Here is a 13,386-nt window from a genome sequence, read left to right on the forward strand (position 1 = left end):
TTATAAAGTTATAAGCTTATTAATAATAAGTTTGAGGGGCGTAATATGATATATACATATGAAATAGCCTCAATTGAAAATTGGAGGGAATTATGATGGCAAAAGATTTTTACTCAGCAATTGAAGACAGAAGATCTATTTATGCAATTAGTAAAGAGCAAGTAGTTTCTGATGAGAAAATTCAAGAAGTGATTTATCATGCTGTAAAACATACACCTTCAGCTTTTAATTCTCAAAGTGCTCGCGTTGTTGTTTTATTAGGAGAACAACATGATAAATTATGGGATATTACGAAAGAAACGTTACGAAAAATTGTACCTGAAAATAACTTTGCACCTACTGAAGAAAAAATGAATGCATTTAAAAGTGGTTATGGAACGGTTTTATATTTTGAAGACAGTGAAGTAGTGGAAAGCCTTCAAGCTAACTTTGCATTATATAAAGATAATTTCCCAACTTGGTCTCAGCAATCATCAGGAATGTTACAATTTGCAATTTGGACAGCTTTAGAAATTGAAGGGTTTGGTGCTACGTTACAGCATTACAATCCGCTAATTGATGAAGAAGTGAGAAAAGAGTGGGATGTTCCAGAGAATTGGAAACTTATTGCACAAATGCCATTTGGTAAACCGGTAGTACAGGCTGGTGAAAAAGAATTCCAACCGCTAGAGGACCGTGTGAAAATTTATAAATAATTTGATAAAAGGTGAACAGGAATATAACCTGTTCACCTTTTTTATACGTAATAAGGTTTTTTTTGTCCGGCATTTTTCATCTGATTTTTTAATTCATTTTTACGTGTTTCAATAGCTGATACTTTTTGTAATGTTATCATTGAAACGAATTGAATAAAAGCATAGTATAGCTCTATGTTTTTTTGTATTGGATCATCTATTATATTTCTCACAAATATGCCTCCTCTTTTTATTCCAATAAAACTCCGTATTAATGGGCAGCCCGAGTGGTGAGGGTTAATAATTAGCGGAGGATGTATAAAACCCTTACTGATTAAAGTTTCATTTTATAAGGGAATGAAACTTTAATCAATTCGCTAAAATTCTTTTTTATTAAGATATGTATATAATACTATAAATATCCTATAAATTCCATTATGGGAAAAAGAGAACAATTGATATAGTGTGTGTTTTCTTTAAAGGAGAAATGGCTTTTTTGAAATAAATCTTACAATTCGTCAAATTATTTCAAAAATGTAGATAGTATAGAAATTTAGTTTTCTAAAAATATTATACTATTGATAAATAGAGTGATTTTTGTCATGATGAAAGTATACTTCATGTAAGGAGCTTTATAAGGAAATACATACTTGAGTTTGTATTAGGTTAATAGAATTTTTTATAAAAGATAGAAAAGGGATGTTTTATATTGAGATATTAAATGAAATGTCGAATTTTCATGCGATATATGAGAAATTTGAAAAAATCATTGCAAAAACACTGTGTTTAATGATAAAGTTCACATGAAGTTCACACGGATTTCACTTCGTTCATTTAAAATGAACTCTGTGTGAAAAATAAAACTCTTGCTAAAAAATGGAACTGGATGAATATTTTACTTTGATAATATTGTAAAGTATTAAGTTTTAATTTTTTTTTAAGAGGATAGTAGGGAAAGGAAGTAAAGACAACTTATGAAAAAAGTAATTGCAGGTTTAGCAGCAGCTTCTGTAGCTGGCGTTGCAGTTCCAGGAATGGATTCTGCTCATGCACAAGTTTCAAATGAAGCGCTAAAAGAAATTAATGGACAAACTCAAACTCAAACTCAAACGACTGTAACTGAAACAAAAACTGTAGAAACAACTTCTGAATTAAAATACACAGTAACTGCTGATGTATTAAATGTTCGTTCAGGTGCTGGTACAGGACATAACGTTATTTCTAAAGTAAAATCAGGCCAAGTGCTACAAGTAGTTGGACAAGAAAATGGTTGGTTCAAAGTAAACGTAAATGGTCAAACAGGTTATGTAAGTGGTGACTTCGTAACGACTGGTGGCAAAACAGGAACGACTGTTCAACAAGGAACAGGTACTTACACAGTAAACGTTTCTTCACTTAACGTACGTACAGGCCCAAGTACATCTCATACAGTATTAGGTTCTGTAAATAAAGGTAAAACAGTACAAGTTGTAGGTGAAGTACAAGATTGGTTTAAAATCAACTTCAATGGTGGAACTGGATACGTAAGCAAAGACTTCGTAACAAAAGGTGGTTCTGCTGTATCTAACCAAACACAACAACCAACTACAAACAACAATACTACAACAGTTCAAACTGGTGGTTCTTATGTTGTTAACACTGGTGCTTTAAAAGTACGTACAGGCCCAGCTACATACAACGCTGTAATCGGTGGAGTAACAAATGGTAAAGTATTAAACGTTACTGGCGCTGAAAATGGTTGGTACAAAATTAACCATAACGGCCGCACAGGTTACGTAAGTGCAGACTTCGTTAAGTTTGTAAAAGGCGGAGTAAACAACGTTACAAATAACGTTCAACAACCAACAACAGGTGGAGATACATCTTCAATCGCTGGATTCGCTAGATCTTTAGATCGTTCGAAATATGTATTCGGTGGTGAAACTCCTAAAGGAGGTTTCGATTGCAGTGGATTCATTTACTACGTATTAAATCAAACTGGTCATAAAGGTAGCCGTTTAGATGTTGCTGGATACTGGAGTTCGAAAACAAAAACAAGCAATCCACAACCAGGTGATTTAGTATACTTCTCTAATACTTATAAAAAAGGTCTTTCTCACATGGGTATTTATTTAGGAAATGGTCAGTTCATTAGTGCGGAGAATGAAAAAGTTGGTGTAAGAATTAGTTCAATTAATAACTCTTACTGGGCTAAACATCTAACTGGTTACACAAAAGCATACTAAGAAAAAGTAGTTTTATATACTTTTTGTATAGAGAAAAGGCTTTCCAAGGAAACTTGGGAAGCCTTTTTATAGTTGAATGAATTGGAAGTTTAATAGTTTTTATTTTAACTTTCCATTTAAAAATCGATCATATAAGTCATGGAAATAGTTAGGACGAAATAGGTTCGCTGCATGTCCCGCTAAAGGTATTTCCTTATATAGAACGTTAGGCAAAATAGATTTCAAATCAAATAGACAAGATTTATAGAGATGATCATGCTCTCCCATTACCCATAGTATAGGGTGAGGAAGTGATTTTAATTTGGATTTTAAATCGAATTCTAATCGATGTCGTAATGACTGGGCAATTATGGATGAATGTAATTGTAATCCGAAACGGTAGTAAATATTTCTTGAAATGACTGCGAACGGATTTGCTTTTAGTATACCACTTGGAAAAATAGTATTTGCGTATTGAGAGAGCCATTTAGAGTATTCATCTCCTCGCTTCTCCCAAAAATTTTGAAATACATTATATAAACGAGAAGGGTTATTGTAATGTCCTCCAATATGACAAATACTTAATACTTTTTCTGGATGCATTTGCGCAAAAATTGTAGAGATGTAACAGCCGTAACTTAGCGCACAAATATGAGCTTTTTTAATACCTTCTTGTTCGTATAAGTTTAATAATTGATCTACGAGGCGCTGTAATGAAAAGTCGATTGCTTCACCTTTATCATCACCGTGACCTAATAAGTCATAAGTTATAATGTTGTAGGAGGCGGAAAATCGTTTTTGCTCCTTTTTGAAGGCGCGACGATTGCCAACTAATCCATGAATAAAAATAATTGTTTCCTTTTCAGAATGTATATTTGTTTGCAAAAAGGATACTCCTTTCACTAACTGGAGATTTATATGGTGTTTTAAATTATTTATCTATAATTTACATAGAATAATATTAAGTACCAGGTAATAATATCAGATGTTTATATCTGTTGTAAAGATGAGTTTTTATGTATATTTTGTAAAAATAGAAAAAGTGTGTTTACATTCAGTTTACATTTGTATCGTATTCTAATTTTAGAAAGAACAGTTTGGTTTAACACGAGGAGATGAACAGGAATGGAAGTTAGAAATGAAATGAAGAAAAAAGGGAGTTGGAGGCAGTTTTTACGCCTTATTCAAGATACAAATCCTCCGAAAGGAATTTTAGTTTTTGCGTTATTAATGAGTTTGCTTTCTACGGGAGCGAGTTTATTTATTCCTATGCTTACAAAAGGATTAGTAGATAATTTTTCGCTTTCTTCAATTAGTGCAGGACAAATTGTTGGATTAGTTGCTTTCTTTGTAATGCAAACTATTGCGGCAGGGTTGTCTATATATTTACTAAATTATATTGGGCAGAAGATTGTAGCGGGACTAAGAGAACGTTTGTGGAAAAAGGTACTTATCTTGCCGGTATCTTATTACGATCAAAATAGAACAGGTGATACAATTAGCCGTATGACAAATGATACAGGTGTAGTGAAAACGTTAATTTCTGAGCATTTGTCAAACTTATTAACAGGTGGTATTTCAATTGTTGGATCGTTAATTGTATTATTTGTTTTAGATTGGAAAATGACTGCGTTACTTTTAACGGTTATTCCGTTGTCTGTGTTAATTTTAGTTCCACTTGGACGAAAAATGTATAAGATTTCAAAAGCGCTTCAAGATGAAACGGCATCTTTTACAAGTGTGTTAACGCAAGTGTTATCAGAAATTCGTTTAGTGAAATCTTCAAATACAGAAAAAAGAGAATATGAAACGGGTAACACAGGTATACAAAAGTTATTACAATTTGGTTTGAAAGAAGGAAAAGTGCAAGCATTAATTTCGCCAGTTATGTCGTTTGTTTTAATGGCACTACTTGTTATTATCGTAGGATATGGCGGGATGCGAGTTTCTAGCGGTGCATTAACAACTGGTGAACTTGTAGCGTTTATTTTGTATTTAGTTCAAATTGTAATGCCGATGAGTCAATTATCTATGTTCTTTACACAATTCCAAAAGGCAATTGGTGCGACGGAAAGAATTAGTACGATTTTAGAATATGAAGTAGAAGATCATGAAACTGGTGTGAAAGTGACAAATGCTAAGCAACCGATCGTTCTTGAAAATGTACATTTTGAGTATAACGAAGAAGAGCAAGTTTTAAAAAATATTGATTTCACAATTGAATCTGGAAAAGTGACAGCGATTGTAGGACCAAGTGGTAGTGGGAAAACAACGTTATTCTCATTATTGGAACGTTTTTATGAGCCAACCAGTGGTGCCATTAAATTAGGAAAAGAATCAGTTACGAGTTATTCATTAGAGTCATGGCGACGTCAAATCGGTTACGTATCACAAGATAGTCCGTTAATTGATGGAACGATTCGTGATAATATTTGTTATGGCGTTGAGGGCGAAGTAACGGATGAAGAAATTGAAAAAGTAGCAGCAATGGCATATGTTGATGCATTTATTTATGACTTACCAAACGGTTATGCAACAGAAGTTGGAGAACGTGGTGTGAAGCTTTCTGGGGGACAAAGACAGCGGATTGCCATTGCCCGAGCGTTACTTCGAAATCCGCAAATTCTTATGTTAGATGAGGCGACTTCAAGCTTAGATAGTAAATCTGAATCTGTCGTTCAAAAAGCGTTAAATAACTTAATGAAAGGCAGAACAACGTTAGTTATTGCGCATAGACTTTCTACTGTTGTAGATGCAGATAAAATTGTCTTTATTGAGAAAGGGAATCTTACAGGTAGTGGTACGCATGATGAATTATTACAGACGCATGATATGTATCGTGAGTTTGCAACGCAGCAATTGAAAATTAAAGAGGGTGCATTATAAAATGAATCATCAGTGAGATTTTACTCCACTGATGATTCATTTTTAAACAATATATTAGATGCTAAGTAGAAAGGAAATGGTTCCTTTGATACCTAAAATTTTAATAGTAGACGACGATCCACACATTAGAGAACTCGTTTCTGTATTTTTAGAACGAGAAGGTTTTCAAACATATGAGGCAATTGATGGAGTAGATGCACTTCAGAAAATGGATGACGTAAAAGTTGATATGGTTATTCTTGATATCATGATGCCAAATATGGATGGGTTTGATGTATGTTTTGAATTAAGAAAATACTATGATATCCCGGTTCTGATGCTAACGGCCAAAGGGGAAACATCACAAAAAGTAAAAGGATTTCACCTTGGGACAGATGATTATCTTGTAAAACCATTTGACCCTATAGAACTAGTAGTGAGGGTAAAGGCATTATTGAAACGTTACCAAATTACAGTTTCCCAATCGATTCAAGTTGGAAATGTATTATTAAATCGTAAAACATTCGAAGTTACATCTGGAGAACAAACGGTTACGTTACCGTTAAAAGAATTTGAGCTGCTCTTTACTTTAGGGTCTAAATCGGGAAGAACTTGTTCGAGAGAGCAATTAATTGAAGAAATATGGGGATATGATTTTGAAGGGAATGAACGTACACTAGACGTTCATATTAATCGGTTACGTGAGAAGTTTCAAGAAGAGCAGTCGAAATTTAGTATTAAAACAATAAGAGGATTAGGGTATCGCTTAGAGGTAAGTAAATGAGAAAAAGAAAACGATTGAGTAAGTTGAAGATGCTGAAAGTATTTGGAGCGGTATTAGCGCTCTTTTCTTTTCTTACTATCATTTGGTCTATCGCATTTTATGTAGCAACTAGTATATTGAATGTTTTTGACGTAAACGTATCGCCGTTTGTTACCTTTCTAATTAGTGATATGGTCGGTTTTGTATTTATTATTTTTATTTGGACATTGATTGGAATATTAATGAGACCAAAACGAGAGGCGATGATTTGGACTATTATTGAACCGATACAAAAAATTGCAAAAGGAGACTTCTCCGTAAAAATAAGAAATGAAGAAAAGTATGATGGTGAAATTGGCGTGCTCGTAAAAAGTATAAATGATATGACAGATGAACTGAATACGATGGAGAAAATGAGACAAGAGTTTGTATCGAATGTTTCTCATGAAATACAGTCACCATTAACTTCTATAAAAGGATTTGCTAGAGCACTACAAGACGATAATCTTTCTGAGGAAAAAAGAAAGCATTATCTTACCATTATTGAAACTGAAACAACGAGATTATCTAAACTAAGTCAAAACTTATTGAAGCTAACTCTTTTAGAATCAGATGAGTATACACCAGAAAGAGTGAGCTATCGATTAGATCAACAATTAAAGCAAATTGTGTTAAATAGTGAACCACTCTGGGCTGAAAAAGAAATTGAGTTAGAACTAGATTTAGAAAAAGTACATGTTATTGCTGACCAAGAAAGTATGAGTCAAGTGTGGATTAATTTAATTCATAATAGTATTAAATTTACTCCAAGCGGTGGTACAATTACTATTCAGTTAAAGGAACATGAGACAGTAGTGGAAGTGCTTATCCGTGATTCAGGAATTGGTATATCAGAAGAACAGAAACAACATATTTTTGAGCGTTTTTATAAAGCGGATTCTTCACGAAATCGTGCCTATGGAGGAAGTGGCTTAGGTTTAGCTATTGTAAAGAAAGTACTCGACCTTCATCAAGGAGAGATAAAAGTGGAGAGTGAGGAAGGAAAAGGTACTGAATTTATTGTACGTATTCCTAATTATGAAGAAAAATAGTGTAGTGATAAAGAACCATTTTTTATTTCATACGCAGACACTCTTTTATGAGGAGGGTGTCTTTATTTTGCATGAATAATGATAAATACGTGCAATGAATGCATAGTAATTTTCTATAGTTACCTATAAGTAACCTACGCACATGAAAGTGCATCATTGCCTTTTTACATAAACATAGATACAATTTTAATATAATACATAACTGAAATGATTAAGGAGTGTTATACTTGGCAGAATTATTACAAGGCAAAAATGCTTTAATTACAGGAGCAGGTAGAGGGATTGGTCGCGCTGTAGCGATTGCATTAGCGAAAGAAGGCGTAAATGTAGGACTTTTAGCTCGCTCAGAAGAAAACTTAAAAGCTGTAGCGAAAGAAGTAGAAGCAGAAGGCGTAAAAGCTGTTATTGCAACTGCAGATGTTTCTTCATACGAAGAAGTAACAACTGCGATTGAAACGTTAAAAAATGGTTTAGGATCTATTGATATTTTAATTAATAACGCTGGTATTTCTAAATTCGGTAAGTTTTTAGAACTAGACGTTGCTGATTGGGAAAAAATCATTCAAGTAAACTTAATGGGTGTATACTATGCAACTCGTGCAGCTTTACCGAGCATGATTGAACAACAATCTGGTGATATCATTAACATTTCATCTACAGCAGGACAAAAAGGTGCACCTGTAACAAGTGCATATAGTGCTTCTAAATTTGGTGTCCTTGGCTTAACAGAATCGTTAGCGATGGAAGTTCGCAAACATAACATTCGTGTAACAGCTTTAACTCCAAGTACAGTAGCAACTGATATGGCTGTAGATTTAGGATTAACTGATGGAAACCCTGATAAAGTAATGCAAGCGGAAGATATTGCAGAATTTATCGTAGCGCAGCTGAAATTAAATAAACGTACATTTATTAAATCTGCTGGACTTTGGTCTACTAATCCATAGGAATTAAATTTAACTTTAAAAGAAGGGATATCTATTCTGTAAGGGGTAGGTGTCCCTTCTTTATTTTTTGTATTCGAGACAGAATTTTCTGTATAATTAAAAGTGAATGGTAGAAAGCATTGGTAAATTGAAAGGAATGGCAGTTGTAAAAGAGTGATGTAAGGAGGGAAAAGGGATGAAAAAGAAGTTTCAAAAATTATAACATGTATCGTGTATAACGAGATTAGCTCGTGGACCTCCAGTATACATAGCATTATATTGTATATTAAAAAATTGGAGGCTATAAATAGATGAGAACTGAAAAAGAAATGCTAGACGTAATTATAAATATAGCAAAAGAGGATGAAAGAATTCGAGCAGTTATCATGAATGGATCGCGTGTAAATCCAAATGTGAAAAGAGATTGTTTTCAAGACTATGATATTATGTATGTTGTAAATGATATACAATCTTTTACGTCTAATCATAATTGGATTCATAGATTTCGAGAAATAATGATTGTACAAATGCCAGAAGAAATGTCGTTAGTTCCACCAGATGAAGACGGGAAGTTTCCATATTTAATGCAGTTCATGGATGGGAATCGGATTGATTTAACGCTAGTTCCAGTTGAGTTAATACAAAAGTTCGTTGGACAAGATAGTTTAAGTAAACTGCTTCTTGATAAAGATAATTGTCTGGAAGAATTCCCGTCAGCAAGCGATAAAGATTACTTAGTAAAAAAGCCTACAGAAAAAGAGTTTTTAGATTGCTGTAATGAATTTTGGTGGTGTAGTACGAATATCGCAAAAGGGTTATGGAGAGAGGAGCTTTCTTATGCAAAAGGAATGCTTGAAGGACCAGTGCGAGATATGTTCATCGTAATGCTAGAATGGTATATTGGTATGAAAACAGACTTTACAGTTAATACAGGGAAGTTTGGAAAGCATTTTGAGCAATATTTTGAAGAAGATATGTGGGAGCAATTTAAAAGAACATTTTCTAATGCAGAATATGAAAACATATGGGATTCATTCTTTGTCATGGGTGATTTATTTAGGGAAGTGGCGAACGAAATTGCTAACACGTATGAATATCAATATCCGCAAGATGATGATGATAAAGTGACGAACTATTTAAAACATGTGAAAGCTTTGCCAAAAGATAGTACATCGATTTATTAATAATAGTAAGCAGTAAGACTGTCCTAATTAAGGACAGTCTTATTTTTGTTTATGAATAACAATTTCTCTAACAAAGTGCAGATGAATCACATATGAAAATTTAGGGAGGTTTTTTATCATGTATTATTTTTATTCGCCAGAAATGTTTGCCCCATATCATTGGGGACTAGAACGAGATGTTTCGTATGCTTATATGCCATATAACTCATTTTATTATGGAGACTATATAAGCGCATTGCCATACGCATATATCCCTCAAAGCTATGAAGTACAAATGAAAGCAGATGATCGTGGATCGTGGACACCATTTACATGGGTTGAAAAATATGCGTACGCATTTTCAGGACCGTATAATAAAGCGGAAGTAGCTCTTACATTTGATGATGGACCAGATTTAGAATTTACGCCAAAAATATTAGATAAGTTAAAACAACATAATGTAAAAGCTACTTTTTTCTTACTTGGTGAAAACGCAGAAAAATTTCCGAACGTAGTAAAGCGTATTGCGAATGAAGGGCATGTAATTGGTAATCATACGTATAGTCATCCGAACTTAGCGAAAGTAAATGAGGATGAGTACCGTAATCAAATTATAAAAACGGAAGAAATATTAAATCGTTTAGCTGGTTATGCACCGAAGTTTATACGTCCGCCATACGGTGAAATACTTGAAAATCAATTAAAATGGGCCACAGAGCAAAATTTTATGATTGTACAGTGGAGTGTTGATACGGTTGATTGGAAAGGTGTGAGTGCTGATACGATTACAAATAATGTGTTAGGGAATTCATTTCCTGGAAGTGTCATCCTCCAACATTCAACACCAGGTGGGCATTTACAAGGATCTGTAGATGCACTAGACAAAATCATTCCGCAGTTAAAAACGAAAGGGGCACGTTTTGTAACACTTCCAAGTATGTTCCAGACATCAAAAGAAAGAAAGTAAATGTGTTATAAATTGGAAAAATAAGGTTTGTGTCGTATAATGAAAGTGTAAGTTAGGGGGGATATAATTGATTTATGCACTAGTAAACATAGGAATAAGCATATTGATTAGTATTATTTTTATACTTGCGGCAATTATTCTTCAAAAAAATCCACCGACCGATATTAATGCGGCATATGGTTATCGTACGAAACGATCTATGAAAAATAAGGAATTATGGGGTGCGGGTAACAGGTATAGTGCAGAAGTGATGAAGCAAAATGGATTCATCATGATGTTAATTGGAAGTGTTATTAGTATACTGTTTAGATATCCACATACAATAATAGCGATTATGGTGGTTATGCTGTTATTAATTATTCGTTTATTTATACAAGTAGAGAATAAATTAAAGATACTTGAACAATAATAAAAAAAAGGACTTTACGCAATATTATGCTAAGAGTCCTATTTTATTTATAAACTATTATTTTTTAATAATTCTTTTCCTTTCTCTATAACAAATTCATAGTATGCAAGATCATACGGGTAAATATCTTCAAATGTTATTGTAATTGGTTTATTGTTTAAAACAGAAATAGCTGTAAAAGATGAAATTTCTCCATTTAATAGTTGTAGAAAAGAAGTTGCATGTACTTTCATCACATCGTCTACTTCTTCACCTGGTGCGAATGGAAGTGGATTGATGACATTGTGGAAATACATATGACAAAACTCGCGATCCGTAAGATTTGAAATTTCATAATCTATTTTAAAAATGCCCTTGTATGCTAAATCAGTCGTTTGGAAAGAAAGCCCTAATTCCTCTTCAATTTCACGAAGACCACCACTTTGTACATCTTCATCATGCATAATATGTCCGGCTGAAGTAATATCCCAAATGTTTGGAGCTTCTTTTTTATTTTTAGAGCGTAATTGGAAATATAAGAATATATCTTTAGCATCTTTTTCTACAAACCAACAATGAAATGTTTCGTGCCAATCACCGTCACGATGCACTTCATCGCGTAATTTCTTCCCAAGTGTATTTCTTTCAGAATCAAATATTGTTAACCACTCTGTCATTTTAATTCCCCTTTCTGCAAATTTTATTATACAATATTCGTATTGAATTTTGGGAAAATAAAGAAAAAGGGGAGATTATAAGTGGAGATAGAGCGTATGGAAATAAAATCGATTATTTCAACAGAGGAAGAGTTACGGAAAATATTGGGGAAACCAAGTGAGCGAGCATTGAAAAAAGTTATTTCATCATTAGACCACCATTGTGTAGATTTCCTTTCTAAATCTCCTTTTCTAGTATTATCTACTGCAAATAAGTTGGGGGAGTGTGACGCCTCGCCGAGAGGAGACGCACCTGGATTTGTATACGTACTCAATAATAATAAAATTATCATTCCAGAAAGACCAGGAAATCGTCGTATAGACTCCATTTTGAATATTATTTCAAATCCACGTGTAGGACTAATCTTTTTTATTCCAGGTCTTGGGGAGACACTCAGAATAAATGGCCGAGCGTATATTACAAACGACGAAGAAATTTTGAAAGAAATGCAGGCGAATGGACGTAATCCGTTGCTTGGAATTGTTGTTGAAATAGAAGAGTGTTACATTCATTGTGCAAAAGCGTTTATTCGTTCTAAGATGTGGGATCCAGAATCTTGGTTACATAAAAAAGAGTTACCTTCAGCAGCAAAAATGTTGTTAGAGCATGCGAAAGTGAATGCTTCAGAAGAAGATGTTGCACGTTCTTTAGAAGAAAGTTATACAAAAAGATTGTATTAAAAATTTTATTGATATAATTTTGTAAGGTGAGTATGTACGGGTTTTAGAATGGGAATTTATCCCGCATTAACGGGCAGTAACACCCCTACCTCAAAATTCAGCGAAAGCAAAGAAGTTAGGTGGGGATCAACTGCCGGTAAAAGCCCGAATGGTGAAGGCTAATAATCAGTGGGGATGAACAAAATCCCCACTGATTAAAGTTTCACTTTATATATGAACCGTTGATTTATAAACTGGAGAAATGACAAAATAGGTAAATTGAGTGGCAGTTGCATAATGCTATTGTGAAATATAATAAAAAATTATTTTGAAAATAGTTAGTAAAAATAGGCTTGCTTTTTAAAAATTTGATAACTATAATAAATTAACAAATAGACATGAACGAAAAAGTAATGATAAGGACACGAAATCATTTTTACGGTTTACAGAGAGGGAAGCCAAGGGTGTGAGCTTCCTAACACGAGAAATGATTTTACCACCTTTGAACTTCAATAGTGAACGAGTAATCTAGTAATTATTGGCGGTATCAGCCGTTATCTGAACTTGAGCAATCTAGGAGGAAATACGTCTAGATTGGAACAAGGGTGGAACCACGAAAACACATTCGTCCCTTTCCTAGGGATGAGTGTGTTTTTTTATGGTATAAGAGATTGAAAATTTAAAATAATTAAAAATAGTATTGATTTTGTTTTTATGCGAGTATAATGAGTTAACAAATAAACATGAACGAAAAAGTAAGATAAGGACGAAATCATTTTTACGGTTTACAGAGAGGGAAGCCAAGGGTGTGAGCTTCCTAACACGAGAAATGATTTTACCACCTTTGAACTTCAATAGTGAACGAGTAATCTAGTAATTATTGGCGGTATCAGCCGTTATCTGAACTTGAGCAATCTAGGGAGAAATACGTCTAGATTGGAACAAGGTGGAACCACGAAAACACATTCG

13 protein-coding genes and 2 other annotated features (1 of these 15 cut by a window edge) are annotated in these 13,386 nt (G+C 33.7%); of the genes, 10 read left to right on the plus strand and 3 right to left on the minus strand.

Annotated features, from left to right (window positions below):
* The first annotated feature begins 92 nt into the window (after positions 1-92).
* On the plus strand, positions 93-695 hold the full coding sequence (locus tag AXW78_RS09495; protein ID WP_002163947.1) for a nitroreductase family protein: 603 nt from the start codon (positions 93-95) through the stop codon (positions 693-695).
* A 41-nt stretch (positions 696-736) separates the two neighbouring features.
* Here the strand turns inward: AXW78_RS09495 and AXW78_RS09500 are convergent, their stop codons facing one another.
* The gene (locus AXW78_RS09500) at positions 737-907 is read right to left on the minus strand and encodes a hypothetical protein (RefSeq protein ID WP_001244278.1); all 171 of its coding nucleotides are present in this window, start codon (positions 905-907) and stop codon (positions 737-739) included.
* A 741-nt stretch (positions 908-1,648) separates the two neighbouring features.
* On the opposite strand from AXW78_RS09500, the gene entFM reads away from it, so the two are divergent.
* Positions 1,649-2,899 carry an enterotoxin EntFM gene (gene entFM, locus AXW78_RS09505; RefSeq protein WP_061884068.1) on the plus strand — a complete coding sequence of 417 codons (1,251 nt, stop codon included), beginning with the start codon at positions 1,649-1,651 and terminating at the stop codon, positions 2,897-2,899.
* Positions 2,900-2,998: 99 nt separating this feature from the next.
* Here the strand turns inward: entFM and AXW78_RS09510 are convergent, their stop codons facing one another.
* Complete coding sequence (locus tag AXW78_RS09510; protein WP_001194306.1) at positions 2,999-3,763, minus strand: alpha/beta fold hydrolase; 765 nt, start codon at positions 3,761-3,763, stop codon at positions 2,999-3,001.
* 240 nt (positions 3,764-4,003) lie between these two features.
* Here AXW78_RS09510 and AXW78_RS09515 point away from each other — a divergent pair, with 240 nt between their 5' ends.
* From AXW78_RS09515 to AXW78_RS09545, 7 genes are all read left to right on the plus strand, one after another.
* A complete protein-coding gene (locus tag AXW78_RS09515; protein WP_061884069.1) occupies positions 4,004-5,764 on the plus strand; it encodes an ABC transporter ATP-binding protein in 1,761 nt (586 codons plus the stop codon).
* Between the two features lie 85 nt (positions 5,765-5,849).
* Positions 5,850-6,527 carry an envelope stress response regulator transcription factor HitR gene (hitR, locus tag AXW78_RS09520; protein WP_000612414.1) on the plus strand — a complete coding sequence of 226 codons (678 nt, stop codon included), beginning with the start codon at positions 5,850-5,852 and terminating at the stop codon, positions 6,525-6,527.
* Positions 6,524-7,597 (plus strand): envelope stress sensor histidine kinase HitS, encoded by a 1,074-nt coding sequence (hitS, locus tag AXW78_RS09525; protein WP_001231607.1) that lies wholly within the window; start codon positions 6,524-6,526, stop codon positions 7,595-7,597. Before hitR ends, hitS begins: the two co-directional genes overlap by 4 nt.
* A gap of 227 nt (positions 7,598-7,824) precedes the next feature.
* The gene (locus AXW78_RS09530) at positions 7,825-8,544 is read left to right on the plus strand and encodes a 3-ketoacyl-ACP reductase (protein WP_000818985.1); all 720 of its coding nucleotides are present in this window, start codon (positions 7,825-7,827) and stop codon (positions 8,542-8,544) included.
* 290 nt (positions 8,545-8,834) lie between these two features.
* Complete coding sequence (locus tag AXW78_RS09535; RefSeq protein WP_061884070.1) at positions 8,835-9,707, plus strand: aminoglycoside 6-adenylyltransferase; 873 nt, start codon at positions 8,835-8,837, stop codon at positions 9,705-9,707.
* 118 nt (positions 9,708-9,825) lie between these two features.
* A complete protein-coding gene (locus AXW78_RS09540; protein WP_061884071.1) occupies positions 9,826-10,653 on the plus strand; it encodes a peptidoglycan-N-acetylglucosamine deacetylase in 828 nt (275 codons plus the stop codon).
* A 67-nt stretch (positions 10,654-10,720) separates the two neighbouring features.
* The gene (locus tag AXW78_RS09545) at positions 10,721-11,062 is read left to right on the plus strand and encodes an SdpI family protein (protein ID WP_000638563.1); all 342 of its coding nucleotides are present in this window, start codon (positions 10,721-10,723) and stop codon (positions 11,060-11,062) included.
* A gap of 47 nt (positions 11,063-11,109) precedes the next feature.
* Here AXW78_RS09545 and AXW78_RS09550 read toward each other — a convergent pair whose 3' ends face one another.
* Positions 11,110-11,718, minus strand: a complete 609-nt coding sequence (locus AXW78_RS09550; RefSeq protein WP_000141385.1) for an NUDIX hydrolase — start codon at positions 11,716-11,718, stop codon at positions 11,110-11,112.
* 81 nt (positions 11,719-11,799) lie between these two features.
* On the opposite strand from AXW78_RS09550, the gene AXW78_RS09555 reads away from it, so the two are divergent.
* The gene (locus tag AXW78_RS09555; RefSeq protein ID WP_000402131.1) at positions 11,800-12,438 is read left to right on the plus strand and encodes a pyridoxamine 5'-phosphate oxidase family protein; all 639 of its coding nucleotides are present in this window, start codon (positions 11,800-11,802) and stop codon (positions 12,436-12,438) included.
* 383 nt (positions 12,439-12,821) lie between these two features.
* Positions 12,822-13,053, plus strand: a binding site (T-box leader).
* Positions 13,054-13,166: 113 nt separating this feature from the next.
* Positions 13,167-13,386 (plus strand) — a binding site (T-box leader) (it continues 8 nt past the right edge of the window).

Source organism: Bacillus thuringiensis (genome assembly GCF_001595725.1).
GTDB lineage: Bacteria > Bacillota > Bacilli > Bacillales > Bacillaceae_G > Bacillus_A > Bacillus_A thuringiensis_K.

What these genes read in the sequence shown, in the direction of transcription:
- AXW78_RS09495 (WP_002163947.1), top strand. Translation starts at nt 93, where the DNA reads ATGATGGCAAAAGATTTTTACTCAGCAATTGAAGACAGAAGATCTATT.
- entFM (WP_061884068.1), top strand. Translation starts at nt 1,649, where the DNA reads ATGAAAAAAGTAATTGCAGGTTTAGCAGCAGCTTCTGTAGCTGGCGTT.
- AXW78_RS09515 (WP_061884069.1), top strand. Translation starts at nt 4,004, where the DNA reads ATGGAAGTTAGAAATGAAATGAAGAAAAAAGGGAGTTGGAGGCAGTTT.
- hitS (WP_001231607.1), top strand. Translation starts at nt 6,524, where the DNA reads ATGAGAAAAAGAAAACGATTGAGTAAGTTGAAGATGCTGAAAGTATTT.
- AXW78_RS09535 (WP_061884070.1), top strand. Translation starts at nt 8,835, where the DNA reads ATGAGAACTGAAAAAGAAATGCTAGACGTAATTATAAATATAGCAAAA.
- AXW78_RS09540 (WP_061884071.1), top strand. Translation starts at nt 9,826, where the DNA reads ATGTATTATTTTTATTCGCCAGAAATGTTTGCCCCATATCATTGGGGA.
- AXW78_RS09550 (WP_000141385.1), bottom strand. Translation starts at nt 11,718, where the DNA reads ATGACAGAGTGGTTAACAATATTTGATTCTGAAAGAAATACACTTGGG.